General features: G+C 41.0%; 12 protein-coding genes and 1 pseudogene. 8 read left to right on the top strand and 5 right to left on the bottom strand.

Going from position 1 to position 17,323, the window contains the following annotated elements:
- Positions 1 to 45 precede the first annotated feature (45 nt).
- Genes hopI through fic form a run of 4 tightly spaced genes read left to right on the top strand, consistent with a single transcriptional unit; the run spans position 46 to position 7,155 of the window.
- Positions 46 to 2,136: a Hop family outer membrane protein HopI gene (gene hopI / locus DQL14_RS03345; protein WP_108169816.1), complete on the top strand. Its 2,091-nt coding sequence runs from the start codon at positions 46 to 48 to the stop codon at positions 2,134 to 2,136.
- A gap of 22 nt (positions 2,137 to 2,158) precedes the next feature.
- Positions 2,159 to 5,812 (top strand): Hop family outer membrane protein HopL, encoded by a 3,654-nt coding sequence (gene hopL, locus DQL14_RS03340; RefSeq protein ID WP_108169815.1) that lies wholly within the window; start codon positions 2,159 to 2,161, stop codon positions 5,810 to 5,812.
- A 12-nt stretch (positions 5,813 to 5,824) separates the two neighbouring features.
- Positions 5,825 to 6,598: a pyrroline-5-carboxylate reductase gene (gene proC / locus DQL14_RS03335; RefSeq protein WP_108169814.1), complete on the top strand. Its 774-nt coding sequence runs from the start codon at positions 5,825 to 5,827 to the stop codon at positions 6,596 to 6,598.
- A gap of 23 nt (positions 6,599 to 6,621) precedes the next feature.
- Complete coding sequence (fic, locus tag DQL14_RS03330) at positions 6,622 to 7,155, top strand: protein adenylyltransferase Fic (RefSeq protein ID WP_000549892.1); 534 nt, start codon at positions 6,622 to 6,624, stop codon at positions 7,153 to 7,155.
- Between the two features lie 59 nt (positions 7,156 to 7,214).
- Here fic and ybeY read toward each other — a convergent pair whose 3' ends face one another.
- The 3 genes from ybeY to DQL14_RS03315 form a co-directional block, all read right to left on the bottom strand.
- Positions 7,215 to 7,637 (bottom strand): rRNA maturation RNase YbeY, encoded by a 423-nt coding sequence (ybeY, locus tag DQL14_RS03325; protein WP_108169813.1) that lies wholly within the window; start codon positions 7,635 to 7,637, stop codon positions 7,215 to 7,217.
- 56 nt (positions 7,638 to 7,693) lie between these two features.
- Positions 7,694 to 8,188: a flavodoxin gene (locus DQL14_RS03320; RefSeq protein WP_079359301.1), complete on the bottom strand. Its 495-nt coding sequence runs from the start codon at positions 8,186 to 8,188 to the stop codon at positions 7,694 to 7,696.
- A gap of 91 nt (positions 8,189 to 8,279) precedes the next feature.
- Positions 8,280 to 8,861 carry a DedA family protein gene (locus DQL14_RS03315; RefSeq protein WP_108169812.1) on the bottom strand — a complete coding sequence of 194 codons (582 nt, stop codon included), beginning with the start codon at positions 8,859 to 8,861 and terminating at the stop codon, positions 8,280 to 8,282.
- A gap of 124 nt (positions 8,862 to 8,985) precedes the next feature.
- On the opposite strand from DQL14_RS03315, the gene ccoS reads away from it, so the two are divergent.
- Positions 8,986 to 9,177 carry a cbb3-type cytochrome oxidase assembly protein CcoS gene (ccoS, locus tag DQL14_RS03310; protein ID WP_001090949.1) on the top strand — a complete coding sequence of 64 codons (192 nt, stop codon included), beginning with the start codon at positions 8,986 to 8,988 and terminating at the stop codon, positions 9,175 to 9,177.
- 25 nt (positions 9,178 to 9,202) lie between these two features.
- Entirely contained in the window at positions 9,203 to 10,174 is a 972-nt protein-coding gene (locus DQL14_RS03305) for an NAD(P)-binding domain-containing protein (protein WP_108169811.1), read from the top strand.
- A gap of 6 nt (positions 10,175 to 10,180) precedes the next feature.
- Here DQL14_RS03305 and DQL14_RS03300 read toward each other — a convergent pair.
- Positions 10,181 to 11,340: pseudogene (locus DQL14_RS03300) on the bottom strand (HP1165 family MFS efflux transporter).
- Between the two features lie 63 nt (positions 11,341 to 11,403).
- Here DQL14_RS03300 and pgi point away from each other — a divergent pair.
- Both pgi and hofH read left to right on the top strand, forming a co-directional pair.
- The gene (gene pgi / locus DQL14_RS03295; protein ID WP_108169810.1) at positions 11,404 to 13,041 is read left to right on the top strand and encodes a glucose-6-phosphate isomerase; all 1,638 of its coding nucleotides are present in this window, start codon (positions 11,404 to 11,406) and stop codon (positions 13,039 to 13,041) included.
- 305 nt (positions 13,042 to 13,346) lie between these two features.
- The gene (gene hofH / locus DQL14_RS03290; RefSeq protein WP_108169809.1) at positions 13,347 to 14,762 is read left to right on the top strand and encodes an outer membrane beta-barrel protein HofH; all 1,416 of its coding nucleotides are present in this window, start codon (positions 13,347 to 13,349) and stop codon (positions 14,760 to 14,762) included.
- A gap of 326 nt (positions 14,763 to 15,088) precedes the next feature.
- On the opposite strand, the gene DQL14_RS03285 is transcribed toward hofH, so the two are convergent.
- Positions 15,089 to 17,182: a carbon starvation CstA family protein gene (locus DQL14_RS03285; protein WP_162296853.1), complete on the bottom strand. Its 2,094-nt coding sequence runs from the start codon at positions 17,180 to 17,182 to the stop codon at positions 15,089 to 15,091.
- Between the last annotated feature and the right edge of the window lie 141 nt (positions 17,183 to 17,323).

Genomic DNA, 17,323 nt, shown 5'->3' with positions numbered 1-17,323 from the left:
AAATTTAGGATAGCTCAAATCTTTTAAAAAGAAAAGGATAACCCCTTGCAAAACTTTGTTTTTAATAAAAAATGGCTTATCTATTCTAGCCTACTCCCCTTATTTTTTCTCAATCCCTTAGCGGCAGAAGATGACGGGTTTTTTATGGGGGTGAGTTATCAAACTTCTCTAGCCGTTCAAAGGGTGGATAACTCAGGGCTTAACGCCAGTCAAGCCGCATCCACCTACATCCGCCAAAACGCTATCGCTCTAGAATCTGCGGCGGTGCCTTTAGCCTATTATTTAGAAGCGATGGGCCAACAAACGAGGGTTTTAATGCAAATGCTCTGCCCTGATCCTTCTAAAAGATGTTTGCTCTATGCGGGTGGCTATAAAAACGGATCAAGTAATACTAACGGCGATACAGGCAACAACCCCCCAAGAGGCAATGTCAATGCCACCTTTGATATGCAATCTCTAGTCAATAATTTAAACAAACTCACCCAACTCATCGGCGAGACTTTAATCCGTAACCCTGAAAATCTTTCTAACGCCAAAGTCTTTAACGTCAAATTTGGCAATCAAAGCACCGTTATTGCTTTACCTGAAGGCCTAGCCAATGTCATGGACGCTCTCAATAACGATATTACCACCGCTTTAACCACGCTCTGGTATAACCAAACCTTAACGAATAAATCTTTTAATAGCGGTAATTCCGTGAATTTTAGCCCTGAAGTCTTGCAACACCTTTTACAAGACGGCTTAGCCACAGCAAGCAACAATCAAACCATTTGCAACACTCAAAACCAATGCACCGCTACCAATGAAGCTAAATCTATCGCTCAAAACGCCCAAAACATCTTCCAGGCTTTAATGCAAGCAGGGATTTTAGGGGGCTTAGCCAATGAAAAGCAATTTGGCTTCACTTATAATAAAGCCCCTAATGGTAGCGATTCCCAACAAGGCTACCAAAGCTTTAGCGGCCTAGGTTATTACACCAAAAACGGCAACACCACGCAAGCGCCCTTAAAAAACTTACCCGCTGGAGCGACAATTGGATCAGGCAATGGCCAATACACCTACCACCCCAGCTCGGCAGTCTATTATTTAGCCGATAGCATCATCGCTAATGGCATCACCGCTTCCATGATTTTTTCAGGCATGCAAAATTTCGCCAATAAAGCCGCTAAACTGACAGGCACTTCAAGCTATAGCCAGATGCAAGATGCGATCAACTATGGGAAAAGCTTGCTCAATAACACCGTATCGTATGGGGATTTCATCACCAATTGGGTCGCCCCCTATTTGGATTTAAACAATAAAGGTTTGAATTTCTTGCCTAATTATGGGGGGCAATTGAATGGTGCTAATCATCAAACCCCACAATTAACCCCACAACAAGCCCAGCAAGAACAAAAAGTGATCATGAACCAACTAGAGCAAGCCACAAACGCCCCCACCCCCGCGCAAATAGACAGGATCTTAGCCAACCCCTATTCCCCCACGGCAAAAACTTTAATGGCTTATGGGCTTTATCGCTCTAAAGCAGTGATTGGTGGGGTGATTGATGAAATGCAAACTAAAGTGAATCAAGTCTATCAAATGGGCTTTGCTAGGAATTTTTTGGAGCATAACTCTAATTCTAATAACATGAACGGCTTTGGCGTGAAAATAGGCTATAAGCAATTCTTTGGCAAAAAGCGCATGTTTGGGCTTAGGTATTATGGCTTTTATGATTTTGGTTACGCTCAATTTGGCACAGGATCTTCTTTAGTGAAAGCCACCCTCTCTAGCTATGGTGCAGGCACAGACTTTCTTTATAATGTTTTTACCCGAAAAAGAGGGACTGAAGCGATAGATATAGGTTTTTTTGCCGGCATCCAACTTGCAGGGCAAACCTGGAAAACGAACTTTTTAGATCAAGTGGATGGCAACCATCTTAAGCCTAAGGACACTTCTTTCCAATTCCTTTTTGATTTAGGCATAAGGACTAATTTTTCCAAAATCGCTCATCAAAAAAGATCTCGTTTTTCTCAAGGGATAGAATTTGGCCTTAAAATACCGGTGCTTTATCACACCTATTACCAATCAGAAGGCGTTACAGCGAAGTATAGAAGAGCCTTTAGTTTTTATGTGGGCTACAACATAGGCTTTTGATTAAACAAAATAAGGGAAAATTATGATAAAAAAAGCTAAAAAATTCATACCACTCTTTTTAATTGGCTCTCTCTTAGCTGAAGACAATGGCTGGTATATGTCTGTAGGCTATCAAATCGGCGGCACGCAACAATTCATCAATAACAAACAACTCTTAGAAAATCAAAACATCATCAACAGCGTAACCCAAAGCGCGATCAATATTGCAGGGCCTACTACCGGTTTAATCACTTTAAGCTCTCAAAGCGTCATTGACGCTTTAGGTTATGGCGTGAGTAACACGGTGGGCAACCAACTAGAGGGCATTTCTAACATCTTGAATCAAATTGGCAAAAGAAAAGACTTTTATTCTAGCCGTCAAATCTCTAGCATTTCCCAGCAAATCATAGGGCTTAAAGGAAGCTCTGATCCCTTAAAAGCCCACTCTTCACAAATCACAGCCAAACTCCTTTCTAACACCCAAAGCGCGTTTGATCAGGGCATCGCGCTAAGCACTAATATCATTAGCTCTATCAATAGCCTTAATCCTAGCAACAACACTAAAGAAGTCAAAGCCCAGCTCCAAAACACTGCACAATCCATGACAGAATTGTTGCAACAAATTGAACACAGCATCACTAAAACCACTAGCACCACTTACGCGCAATCCTTACTCTCCAATCTAACCGATGCGGTGAATGCCTCTAGCAATAATACCACTTACGTGAGCGCTCTTGTTAACGCTTTAAACACTTTAGGGGTAGGGGTTTTCCCCACCACAACCTCAACGCATGTGGTGTTAAACCCACCGGGACAAGTCGTATTCTATCCAACCAATTCCATTTTAGGCTCCACTTCTTCAAACAGCAACAACCAACAACAATACAACAACACCCTTTTAATGAACACCTTACAAGGGACATTAAGCGCTAATAATCAAAATAACCCCAATGGTTGCGCCAATCAAGTCCAGTGTTTAGAGCAATTCATCCAAAATTTAGCCCCTTTAGCCGCAACCCCCACTTCAAACAACCAAGCCAACCAGCAAGTCCAAGCCATCGCTCAAAAGCTTCAAAGCGTGGCTATCAACACTTTAGACAACAATGCGATCAACAACACCACCTATAATTTAAACAACTTGCACAACGCTTTGAATTTCCAAGCCTATGAAAGCACGATAGAACAATACAATAACGCCTTAAAACAAATTTCGTGGATCAGTTTTACTGAGCCTAAAAACTTGCTCAAAAACACTTCTAATAACTACCAAATCGGCACCGTTACCAACGCTCAAGGGCAAAATATCAGCGCCTATGATTGCGCAAGCGCTACCGGAAGCCTTTCTAGCGATGCTTCTAGCGGGATTTCATGCTCAGCCACAAGCTCCACAAGTTCCACAAGCGGTTTTGATAATTCTTTAGTCGCTACCTCCAAAGTCCAAACCATCAACGGCAAAGAGCAGATCGGCGTGAATTCTTTTAACCTTGTCTCTCAAGTGTGGAGCGTTTATAACTCTTTGAAAACTTCAGAAGAAAATTTGCAAAAAAACGCCAATATACTATGCGCTAATGGATCGCAATCTGGGACAAGCTCATGCAATAACTCTTCGGGGGGTTTGAGCATCAGCGGGAACGCCCAATTGCAAAATATTTTAAGCCCTACTAGTGGGACTACCACTAATACTCAAGCTAAAAGCAACGCTCCCAAAAAAGCGATGGTGGTGGTGAATAATGAAGAAGAAGCCAAAACGACCAATTTAGCTCAAAGCAGTGGGCCAACCACACAATCTTCTAACAGCACGGTGATGGGCACTTTAAACACCGTATTGCAAAATGTCAGCAATTTCCAACAAAGCATTCAAAGCGCTTTCCAAAACCAAGAAAGCAATATCCAAGCTTGGGCGAATGCGATTTATAACACTAATAACCCTAATGGGAGTCAATCGCAAAATTTAACTACTAATAATAACCAAGATTTACGCATCCAATTGAGGGCGAATTTTTACCAGCTCATCAATACCATTAACCAGCAAGTGCCTACTTCAATGCAAAACATGATCGATCAAAGCCAACAAGCCCAACAAACAAGCGGGGCAACCAACAATCCATGCAGTAATGGTAATGGAACCGGTAATGCCAACTGGTGCTATCAGCAGTGGTCCGATTCTAAGGCTTATTACAGCGGGTTGCAAAACGCTTTAGGGTATCAAACACAAGCGACAACTCAAAGCGGGAGCAGTGGTGGGAACAGCATCACCTACAATGTCCAACAAATCACGCTCACTAGCGGTGGTTTGCTCAATCAAATCATCACAAATCTTAAGGGCGTTAATGGGGGCAATGGTGCGAGTGGCGGAAGCGGAAATGGAACTAGTCAAATCAACACAGCCTACCAAATGCTCACAGACGCCAGCGATGGGAAATTAGGGACTTATACTAATAACGCCTATCAAACATGCAATAGCGGGAGCAATAAAACGAATTGTTATGAACCCAACAAACAACAAAACACCACTACCGCCACCACCACAACCGACAGCAATTTACAAAAAGTTTATAATGACGCCCAAAAAATAGCCAACATTATCGCCAGCTCTGGGAACAATAAAGGCGTTGAAAACGGCTTAAAACAATTCTTTGAAGCGCTAAAAAATAATAGCAGCAGTCTCAGTAATTTGTGTAGTAGCGGTAGTAGTGGCGCTACTTGCTCCGGTGGGCTTATCAACCTTTTAGGGGCAATCCCTACAAATGGGGTGAGCGATACGAATAATTTAATTAATCTGCTCACTGAATTCATTAAAACCGCCGGGTTTATCCAAAATAATGATAATAGTAGCAGTAATGCTAGTCTTACAAGCGCTTTTCAAGCCATCACGAGCGCTATTTCTCAAGGGTTTCAAGCCTTGCAAAACGATATTAGCCCTAATGCGATTTTAACCTTGCTCCAAGAAATCACTTCTAACACCACCACGATCCAAGCGTTCTCGCAAACCTTACGGCAGCTTTTAGGGGATAAAACCTTCTTTATGGTGCAACAAAAACTCATTGATGCGATGATTAATGCTAGAAATCAGGTTCAAAACGCGCAAAATCAAGCCAATAACTACGGCTCTCAACCCGTTTTAAGCCAGTATGCGGCCGCTAAAAGCACCCAACACGGCATGAGCAATGGCTTAGGGGTTAGTTTGGGCTATAAATACTTCTTTGGTAAGGCTAGGAAATTGGGCCTTAGGCATTATTTTTTCTTTGATTACGGCTTTAGTGAAATAGGCCTAGCCAATCAAAGCGTGAAAGCGAATATCTTTGCTTATGGGGTAGGCACGGATTTTTTATGGAATCTATTCAGGAGGACTTACAACACTAAAGCGTTGAATTTTGGGCTATTTGCTGGGGTCCAACTAGGCGGCGCAACCTGGCTTAGCTCTTTAAGGCAACAAATCATTGACAACTGGGGGAACGCTAATGACATCCATTCAACGAATTTTCAAGTGGCGCTGAATTTTGGGGTGCGCACCAATTTTGCGGAATTTAAGCGTTTTGCTAAGAAATTCCACAATCAAGGGGTTATAAGCCAAAAGAGCGTGGAATTTGGGATCAAAGTGCCTCTCATCAATCAAGCGTATTTGAGAAGTGCTGGGGCTGATGTGAGCTACAGGAGGCTTTATACTTTCTATATCAATTACATCATGGGGTTTTAAAAAGGGTGTGTCATGGAAATCTTACAATTCATTGGCTATGGGAATATGGCTCAAGCGATTTTAGAAGGCGCTCATGAAACTTTATCCAGGCGTTTCATTTTAGAGATCACCGGGCGAAACCCTGAAAAAATCGCCCCTTTTTTACAAGAAAAAAACATTCAAGCTCAAATCGTGCCTTACAAAGACGCTATTGATATACACCAAAAATTCGTGTTTTTATTGTTTAAGCCTTATAACCTTAAGGATTTTAATTATCAAGGGCAAGCTAAAAGCGTTTTGAGCGCTTTAGCCGGGGTAAATTTTGAAGCTTTAAGTGATGCGATTAATTCTTTACATTACTTAAAATGCATGCCCAATATCGCGAGCAAGTTCGCCCTCTCTTCTACGGCGGTGTGTGAAAAATCGCCCATGCCCTTAATAAGCCAAAAGGCTTTGAGTATTATTGAGAGTTTTGGGAATTGCGTGCGAGTGGGCAATGAAGAGCAGGTTGATTCTAGCGTGGCGACAAACGGGAGCGCACTCGCGTTTTTGAGCTTGGTAGCGAGCAGTTTGAAAGATGCCGGTATTAGAGAGGGCTTGAACGCTAAAGATTCTTTAGAATTGGTAAAAATGAGTTTTAAAGGCTTTGCCAAGCTGTTAGAAAAAGAACGCCCTGAGATGATTATAGAGCAAATTTGCACCCCTAAAGGCGCAACGATTGAAGGCTTGAGCGTTTTAGAAAAAAAGGGAGTTAGGGGAGCGTTTATCAAAGCTTGCCAAAAGAGCGTGAAAAAAATGCGTCTCTAAAGAACTCTTAAAAAATCAGCGCGATGCATTTAGACAGGCAGAGTTTAGAAAAAGCCAAGCATTTGATCCAAAGCGGTCTGATTGACACCATAGAAGTAGGCACAATCAAGGGCTTGCAAGAAATCCATCGGTTTTTGTTTGAAGGGCTGTATGAATTTGCCGGGAAAATTAGGGATAAAAATATTTCTAAAGGGAATTTCAGGTTCGCTAACTGCTTGTATTTGGATTTGATTTTACCCAGAATTGAGAGCATGCCGCAAAATAATTTCAATCAAATCATAGAAAAATATGTGGAAATGAATATCGCCCACCCTTTTTTGGAAGGTAATGGCAGAGCGACTAGGATATGGCTTGATTTGTTGCTTAAAAAGGAATTGAAAAAAATCGTGCTTTGGGATAGGATTGATAAAGCCGCTTATTTGAGCGCAATGGAAAGGAGTCCTGTGAATGATTTGGAAATCAAAACGCTTTTAAAAAAGCATTTGAGTTCTAATACCAACGATCCCTTAACTCTCATTAAAGGTATCACGCAGTCGTATTATTATGAAGGGCTTTAAAAAATTCCATTCTTAAAAATTAAAAGCTTTATTTGTCAGCATTAGTAGAGCATCTAAACCTAATCCTGTGCGCGTTCAATCAAACTCAAAGGCAAGTTAAACGCTTTAATGAGTTCGCTCTCTTTTTGGCGTTGTTCACCCTTATCTTTTTCATGGTCATAGCCTAACAAGTGCAACACCCCATGAATGAATAAAAGAGCGATCTCCTCTTCTAATCTATGCCCTAATTTCAGGGCGTTTTCTTGAGCTAATGGCGCATTAATCACCACGCTCCCTAAAGGGGTGTGAGGGATCGCTTCTAAAGGGAAGCTCAAAACATCGGTAACGTAATCGCAACCCCTTAAATCCCTGTTGATTTCTCGCATGGTTTCATCGCTCACTAAAACAAGCTCAATGATTTGAGTGGGGGCTAAAAATTTTGCGATTTTTTCTAATAATGAAAAGTCTGATTCTAGCGGGGTTTGGTTGTCTATTTCTAGCATCAAAAATATAAAAAGAAGTTTAAAAAAAAAAGCCCTAAAACTTAGGGCTTAAAAGATCAAGCGAAAGAACCTTTAACTTGTTCTACCCATTTTGAAATCCTCTCATCAGTGAGATCGTCTTGATTGTCTTCATCAATCACAAGACCCACGAATTTACCGCCTTCTACCGCTTTAGAAGCTTCAAAATGATAACCATCAGTGGGAGTTTGCCCTACCACTTTGCCGGCTTTAGCTTTTTCATAAATGTGGAAAATGCCTTCGGCGAAAGTTTCGCTGTAAGTGTCTTGATCGCCTAAGCCTACAAGCCCAATGGTTTTATTCGCAAAGTCGCTCGCTTCTAGCGTGCCTAAAAAGTCTTCCCAATCTGTTTGCAAATCGCCCGCACCGGCTGTTGGAGCAACTAGAATAACCTTTGTAAAGCTATTAAATTGATCTTTAGAAGCCTTAGCCACATCAACCACTTCGGCATTACCAATAGCCTTGCTGATTTTTTCAGCGATAGCTTCAGCGTTCCCGCTGTCTGTCCCAAAAAAGATACCAATTTTTCCCATGTTCTCAATCCTTATTTTTAAGATATTAACGCACCCGCTTTCATGCGAATGCTTGTGGGCGTAGTCTAGCGCATTTAATTAAAAATCTTGCTTAAAAACCCATTTTGCGCGAATATCGTTTCAATAAAAACCATATTAAAAGCGCTATAAGAGCAAAACTTATCACAAAAAACGAAGTGTAATGAGAAAGCCTTTCATACAGCGTTTTCACCCAATCGCTCGCTTGAAAAGAAACGCTCCCCACGATTAACGCCCACAAAAAACTGGAAAAAACATTAAGCCATAAAAATCTTTTTAAAGGGTATTTGCTAAAACCAACCGCCAAAGGCACAACGCTTTTAATCCCATACAAATATTTATTGACAAAAATCATGAGCAAGGCGTAGCGTTTCACCCACAAACTCGCTAAAGCAAGCTTTCTTCTATGCTTTTGGAAATACTTTAAAAACTCTCTTTTTTGATAGCGGGCAAAGATTACAAGAGCCCCACTCCCTACCATATTCCCTAAAAAAGCGACAAGAATGGTTATTTTCATATCTAAAGCGTGCGTGGTAGCGCTCAAAATAGAAGCGATGACAATCCCCACATACCCGCCCCCTAAAGAATATAAAAACAAAATAAGATAACCCCACTCCTTAAAACCCTCTTGAAAACGCAACAACGCTTCTTGCATAAAAAACCCTCTTTTGATTCGTTTTTATTTTCATGTTATCCAAACTTATTCAACCTGTTGGTGATTTAAACGCTATCTTTTAGTATAATGACAGCATTATCCTAATAACCTAAAAGATATAGAGATGAATACAGAAATTTTAACCATCATGTTAGTTGTCTCAGTGCTTATGGGATTGGTAGGCTTAATAGCGTTTTTATGGGGGGTTAAAAGCGGTCAGTTTGACGATGAAAAACGCATGCTTGAAAGCGTGTTGTATGACAGCGCGAGCGATTTGAACGAAGCGATTTTACAAGAAAAACGCCAAAAGAATTAAAAAGAATTGAAATAAAAGGATAGGAATGGATCAAGAAATTTTAGATGTATTGATAGTGGGTGCAGGGCCTGGGGGCATTGCCACGGCCGTAGAATGCGAAATAGCCGGCGTCAAAAAAGTGCTTTTATGCGAAAAAACCGAAAGCCATTCAGGCATGTTAGAGAAGTTTTATAAAGCCGGTAAAAGGATTGATAAAGATTATAAAAAGCAAGTCGTAGAGCTTAAAGGGCATATCCCTTTTAAAGACAGCTTTAAAGAAGAGACTTTAGAGAATTTCACTAACCTTTTAAAAGAGCATCGCATCACGCCAAGCTATAAAACCGATATTGAAAGCGTGAAAAAAGAGGGCGAGCTGTTTAAAGTTACCACCACTTCTAATACAACCTATCAGGCTAAATTCGTGGTGGTTGCGATCGGGAAAATGGGCCAGCCAAACCGCCCTACTTATAAAATCCCTGTCGCGCTCTCCAAACAAGTGGTTTTTAGCATCAATGATTGTAAGGAAAATGAAAAAACCCTTGTGATCGGCGGAGGCAACTCAGCGGTGGAATACGCCATTGCTTTGTGCAAAACCACCCCTACCACCCTCAATTACCGCAAAAAAGAATTCAGCCGCATCAATGAAGACAACGCTAAAAACTTGCAAGAAGTCCTAAACAATAACACGCTTAAAAGCAAGCTTGGAGTGGATATTGAAAGCCTAGAAGAAGATAACACTCAAATTAAGGTGAATTTCACCGATAACACGAGCGAGAGTTTTGATCGCTTGCTGTATGCGATCGGCGGCTCTACCCCTTTAGAGTTTTTTAAACGCTGTTCCTTAGAATTAGATCCTAGCACCAATATCCCTGTAGTGAAAGAAAATTTAGAGAGCAACAATATCCCTAATCTATTTATCGTGGGCGATATTTTATTCAAATCAGGAGCGAGCATCGCTACCGCACTAAATCATGGCTATGATGTTGCGCAAGAAATCGCTAAAAGGTTGCGCTCTTAAAGCCGCTCACTCATCAAACGGCTTAGCCTTATACAAAAAGAAAAAGAGGATGAGAAGCGTTAGAGCAAAATGCATGGTGATGATAGTTAGGGGCGAAAAGTAACGCAGTTCTAGGCTACTGAGCGACAAGATTAGCACAGAGACCACGCGCACACAGCTTGATGAGAGCGATGAGAGCGAGGAAATGTTGTTTTTAGAAACAAATTTGGAGAATTGATACCCCAAGCAATAACTCATGTAAGTGAAAAACGCCACCATGAGCGCATACACCCCTATGAAACAATAAGGAATATTGCTAAGCAACAAGGGGCTAACACCAAGCAACACCAAAAGCGAACTCAGGGCGATTTTTTGGCTGTAATTTTTGGCTTTTAAAAAATGAATGAGGATGGAAATCACTTGAAAAGCGATATAGAACATAAAAAGGTATTGCTCTTTAACGCCTTGTTTTAAAAAATACGCTTGCCACATTTGAAAATGGCTCATAAAAAAGATGGGCGTAATCAAATGCCCACTAATAAAATTTTAAGCTTGGGGTTATCTTTAAGCTCTTTAAAGCTGCCTTTGACTTGCTCTTTAAGGAGTTTCAAACTTTTTTGGCTTTTAAAATCCCCTTCTTTCTCTTTAAAATAAATGATGATCGTTAGCGCGCAGAGCATGATTAAAAAAATCCCCACGATATACAGCATCGCATGGACTTTGAGATACAAAAACGACCCCAAAGAACTCCCTATAATCATGCCTAAATAAGTAATTTGATTGTTTTTGGCTAAAAACCGGGACAAATCCTTTTTGTTTTCTTTAATGTCTGTGATGAGTGAAGCTTCAATCGTGCCGCTAGAGCATGCGCTATACAAACCATACAGCCCCCATGCTAAAAGCATGAAAATAAAGCTATCAAAAAACAGCACAAACGAAAAACTAGCGATTAAAAAAACATTAGAAACAAGGAATAAATTTTTTCGGCTCATCAAATCCGCTAAAACGCCGCTTGGGTATTCAGCCACCAGCACGCAAAAGCTAAAAAAGGTTTGCACGAGCAAGATTTCACTCAAACTAAGCCCTTTAGAAAGCAACAAGGGGGTTAAAATCGCATGGGGCAAGCTTTGAGCGATGATTAAGAGAAAATTCGCCTCATAGTAAGCTAAAATGTTTTTTCTTAACATTTGAAAATTGTAACTAAAACTAGCTTATAATAGAGCGTTATATCTTTTAATTAAGGGGTATTGATGCTGACTCAATTAAAAACTTATCCAAAATTACTCAAACATTATGAAGAAATCAAAGAAGCGCATATGCGCGATTGGTTTTCTAAAGACAAAGAGCGAGCGAGCCGCTATTTCGTGCAATTTGAAAGCTTGAGCTTGGATTATTCCAAAAACCGCTTGAACGATACCACTTTAAAGCTTCTTTTTGAATTAGCGAATGACTGCTCTTTAAAAGAAAAGATTGAAGCGATGTTTAAGGGCGAAAAAATCAACACCACCGAAAAAAGGGCCGTTTTACACACCGCTTTAAGAAGCTTGAATGACACTGAAATTTTACTAGATAACATGGAAGTGTTAAAAAGTGTTCGGAGCGTTTTAAAACGCATGCGAGCCTTTAGCGATAGCGTGAGGAGCGGTAAAAGATTAGGCTATACCAATCAAGTGATCACTGATATTGTCAATATCGGCATTGGGGGGTCAGATTTAGGCGCTTTAATGGTTTGCACCGCTTTAAAACGCTACGCCCACCCGAGATTAAAAATGCATTTTGTGTCTAACGTGGATGGCACACAGATTTTAGACGTTTTAGAAAAACTCAATCCAGCCAACACGCTTTTTATCGTGGCTTCTAAGACTTTTTCCACTCAAGAAACCTTAACCAACGCCCTAACCGCTAGAAAATGGTTTGTAGAAAGAAGCGGCGATGAAAAGCATATCGCTAAGCACTTTGTAGCGGTATCCACCAATAAAGAAGCCGTGCAACAATTTGGTATTGATGAGCATAACATGTTTGAATTTTGGGATTTTGTAGGGGGGCGTTATAGCTTGTGGTCGGCCATTGGCTTATCCATTATGATCTATTTGGGGAAGAAAAATTTTAACGCTCTTTTGAAAGGGGCGTATTTGATGGATGAGCATTTTAGAAACGCCCCTTTTGAAAGCAATTTGCCCGTTTTAATGGGATTAATCGGCGTGTGGTATATCAATTTTTTCCAATCCAAAAGCCATTTGATCGCTCCTTACGATCAGTATTTAAGGCATTTCCCTAAATTCATCCAGCAATTGGATATGGAAAGTAATGGCAAACGCATCAGCAAAAAAGGCGAAACCATCCCTTATGACACATGCCCTGTTGTTTGGGGCGATATGGGCATTAACGCTCAGCACGCCTTTTTCCAGCTCTTGCACCAAGGCACGCATTTAATCCCCATTGATTTTATCGCTTCCTTAGATAAAAAGCCTAACGCTAAAGGCCACCATGAGATTCTATTCAGCAATGTTTTAGCGCAAGCGCAAGCCTTCATGAAAGGCAAAAGTTATGAAGAAGCGCTTGGGGAATTGCTTTCTAAAGGATTAGACAAAGATGAAGCCAAAGATTTAGCCCACCATAGGGTGTTTTTTGGCAACCGCCCCTCTAATATCCTTTTATTAGAAAAGATTTCACCAAGCAATATTGGGGCGTTAGTGGCTCTTTATGAGCATAAAGTCTTTGTGCAAGGGGTTATTTGGGATATTAATAGCTTTGATCAATGGGGCGTGGAGCTTGGGAAAGAGTTAGCCGTGCCGATTTTACAAGAGTTAGAAGGGCATAAAAGCAACGCTTATTTTGACAGCTCCACTAAGCATTTAATAGAATTGTATAAAAATTACAACCAATAGGCTTTATCTTACAACAAGATAAAACCTAAAAACAAAAAAGCAAAGCTTAACCCCATTCTCAAGCACTCCATTCAAAATAATCCGTCAATCATAACGGATTTTATCACCATATATTAGCCATTTGAATTTAAAGAGAGTAAATTTTCCACAAATTAATCGTTTTTAGCTTTTAAAAGCTTGACTTTCTCATCATACGCATTATTTTACATATTATAATTATTTCAAAGCTAAGAATAATAAAAACTAAAGAATAGATTTATCTTTAAAAGTATTTGCATTTATCAATCTCATTTTAGGAGACATGCATGAAAAAGGCAAGTCAGGTTTTATTCTTTGGGGCATTTTTAAGCTCTTCTTTACAAGGTTTTGAAGCTAAGCTCAACGGCTTTGTGGATCAATCCAGCACGATCGGTTTTAACCAGCATAAAATCAATAAAGAAAGAGGCATCTACCCTATGCAGCAATTCGCAACGATTGCGGGCTATTTAGGGCTTGGTTTTAGCCTGTTACCCAAAAAGGTTTCAGACCATGTTCTAAAAGGCAAAATAGGGGGCATGGTGGGATCTATTTTCTATGATGGCACGAAGAAGTTTGAAGACGGCTCTGTGGCTTACGACCTCTTTGGTTATTATGATGGGTTCATGGGGGGCTATACGAATATCTTACAGACCGATAGCCTTGAAACACAAAACATGAAACACAATAAAAATGTCCGCAACTATGTCTTTAGCGACGCGTATTTAGAATACGCTTATAAGAATTATTTTGAAATAAAAGCCGGACGCTATTTATCCACTATGCCTTATAAAAGCGGGCAAACGCAAGGCTTTCAAGTTTCTGGGCAATACAAGCATGCACGCTTGACTTGGTTTAGCTCTTTTGGGAGGGCGTTCGCTTACGGTTCGTTTTTAATGGATTGGTTTGCTGCTAGGACCACTTATAGCGGAGGCTTTACCAAAAACGATAAGGGAGGTTATGATAGCCATGGGCGAAAGGTGCTTTATGGCACGCATGCGGTGCAACTCACCTATAAACCTCATCGTTTTCTCATAGAAGGCTTTTATTACCTTTCGCCTCAAATCTTTAACGCTCCGGGCGTTAAGATTGGTTGGGATTCTAACCCTAATTTTAGCGGCACAGGCTTTCGCTCTGATACAGCTATCATAGGGTTTTTTCCCATTTACTACCCTTGGATGATCGTTAAATCCAATGGGAGTCCGGTCTATAGATACGACACGCCTGCCACTCAAAACGGGCAAAACCTCATTATCCGCCAACGCTTTGACATCAACAATTACAATGTTTCCATCGCTTTTTATAAAGTCTTTCAAAACGCTAATGGTTGGATAGGCAACATGGGGAATCCAAGCGGTGTGATCATGGGGAGTAACAGCGTGTATGCGGGTTTTACAGGCACAGCCCTTAAAAGAGACGCCGCTACCATTCTCTTGTCTTGTGGTGGCACTCATTTTGCCAAAAAATTCACATGGAAATTCGCCACACAATACTCCAATTCAGTAGTCTCTTGGGAAGCGAGAGCGATGATCTCTTTAGGTTATAAATTCACTGAATACTTGAGCGGCAGCGTGGATCTTGCGTATTATGGCGTGTATACTAACAAAGGCTTTAAACCGGGTGAAAACGGGCCTGTGCCTAAAGACTTCCCCGCCCTTTATTCTGACAGGAGCGCGTTATACACGGCTCTAGTAGCATCATTTTGATGCTACCCTATGATTATGGTAGGCGTCATTTTGATGCTACCCTATGATTATGGTAGGCTTCATTTTGATGCTATCTCCTACGATATGATAGGCGTTTTTTAACGCTGTTTCTCTCTAATCTCTATATGTAAAATTTCTTTTCAAGAAAAAGCCCTTTTTAAATCATACCCGTTAAGTAAAATACAAGTTCATTTTTAATTTAAAGCAAGCGATAGCCTTTTAAGAACCTAAGCAGAAACCCCAAGCATCTTTAGTGTTTGCACACTTCACGAACAGGGTCAAACTTTTTTTATGGATTTAAAGGGGGGTTAAAACCCCTTTTTTATTCAAGCGGCTTTAATATAGGGCGTTTCAGCCAGCGGCGGGTAAATTTTATTTTTAAAATAAGCGTTTGAGCAAATCCTAACGCTCACGATTAAAACCAATAGCGCCACGAGCATGAAAAACACGCACAAAATCGCATCAATAGCGTGGTTAAAAAAGGATTTTTGGAGCGTTTTGAGCGCTTTTTCATCGGTAGTAATAGCCATTTTTTCTTTGATGATTTGCATTTGCGCCACATGCGAAACATTATTCAGCACGCCATCATTACTTTTTGGCACCACTTTTAAAATACCGCTATAAAAAGTGATGGATAAAATCAAAACTGCCGGCAAGGCGCTTATTATCGCCCCCTTAAAACGCCCCATTTTAAACAACACCACCGTAACCAACAACAACGCCATACCCGCTAACATCTGATTGCTCACGCCAAATAAAGGCCATAGCGTATAAATCCCCCCTTTAGGATCGATCGTGCCTTGATACAAGAAATACCCCCACCCTGCCACGCACAAAAGAGTGGCAAAAATCCCAGCCTTATAAGAGCTAAGATCGCCCAAAGGCTTATAAACATTACCGAGCAAATCTTGGATCATGAAACGAGCGGTTCGTGTGCCAGCATCCACAGCGGTTAAAATGAACAAAGCTTCAAACAAGATCGCAAAATGATACCAAAACGCCATCACGCTTGGATCCCCTAAAATGTGATACACAATCATCGCTAAACCGATCGCAAAAGTGGGCGCCCCACCGGTGCGGCTCAAAATGGAGCTTTCGCCGATGTTTTTGGTCATCTCACGGATTTCTTCAGTGCTGATGCTAAACCCCCATGAGCTAATCACCGAAGCCGCATCAGCTATATCTTTACCGATGCTCACTTCTGGGGAATTGATAGCGAAATAAAGCCCTGGGTGCAAGATCCCTGCGCACACCAACGCCATAAGAGCCACAACGCTCTCCATCACCATAGAGCCATAGCCCACTAGCCTTGCGTCGCTTTCTTTAGCGAGCATTTTAGGGGTCGTGCCTGAAGAAATTAAAGCATGAAAGCCGCTAATCGTCCCGCAAGCCACCGTGATAAACAAAAAAGGGAACACGCTTCCTGCAAACACAGGCCCACTGCCATCTACAAAGGGTGTGATTTTAGGGATTTGTAAGGGCGGAGCGACAAAAACAATAGCCACAACCAACACCCCTATAACGCCAATTTTTAAAAAAGTGCTTAAATAATCTCGTGGAGCGAGTAAAAACCATACCGGTAAAATAGAAGCCACAAAACCATAGCCCATGATCATCCACGCTAAAGAACTGGCATCAAAGGTGAATATTGACGCTAATTTAGGATCTAAAGAAACGTATTTACCCGCATAAATCGCTATAATCAATAGGATAAAGCCAATAACAGAAACTTCCAAAATCTTATGCGGCCTAAAAAACCGCATGTAAAGCCCCATAAGAATCGCAATGGGAACAGTCATTGCGATCGTAAAAAAGCCCCAAGGCGAATGCGCTAAAGCCTTCACCACCACCATCGCTAAAATCGCAATGATAATGAGCATGATCCCTAAAATCCCTAAACTAGCGATCATGCCTACAAATTGACCCATTTCAAGCTTGATCATTTCGCCTAAAGACTTGCCATCGCGCCTAATGGAAGCAAAAAGCACCACAAAATCATGCACGCAACCCCCTAAAACCGAGCCTATCAAAATCCATAAGATAGAGGGCAAGTAACCCATTTGAGCGGCCAGTATCGGGCCTACTAAAGGGCCAGCCCCAGCAATAGCGGCGAAATGATGCCCAAAAGTGATCGCTTTATCGGTTGGCACAAAATCCTTGCCGTCATTCCTTACGCATGCAGGCGTGGCTCTGCTATCGTCTAGCTTTAACACCCTATAAGCGATAAAATGGCTATAAAAACGATAGCCTATGCTATAAATGCAAGCGCTCGCTACTACAAGCCATAGCGTGTTGATGCTCTCGCCCTTGTGTAAGGCTAACACCCCTAAACAGATCGCCCCTAAAATAGCTACAAAGACCCAAGCCAAAGAAACTAAACTTTTTTGCATGTCCTCTCCATTTAATGATTGTTTAATCATTGTTGTTAATTTCAGCCAGTTTTTTTATTATAATCCAAATTTTCTTTGAATAGGGACTGAATGGCTCATAAATTTTCCATAATAAAGGCTTGGGTTTTCCAAACTTCTAACAATTAGGGTGAATAAGAGCTGTTTTTAAAC

The sequence above is a fragment of the Helicobacter pylori NCTC 11637 = CCUG 17874 = ATCC 43504 = JCM 12093 genome (assembly GCF_900478295.1).
GTDB lineage: Bacteria > Campylobacterota > Campylobacteria > Campylobacterales > Helicobacteraceae > Helicobacter > Helicobacter pylori.
The sequence above is the reverse complement of the archived record's forward strand: the minus strand, read 5'-3'. Positions and strand labels throughout refer to the sequence as shown.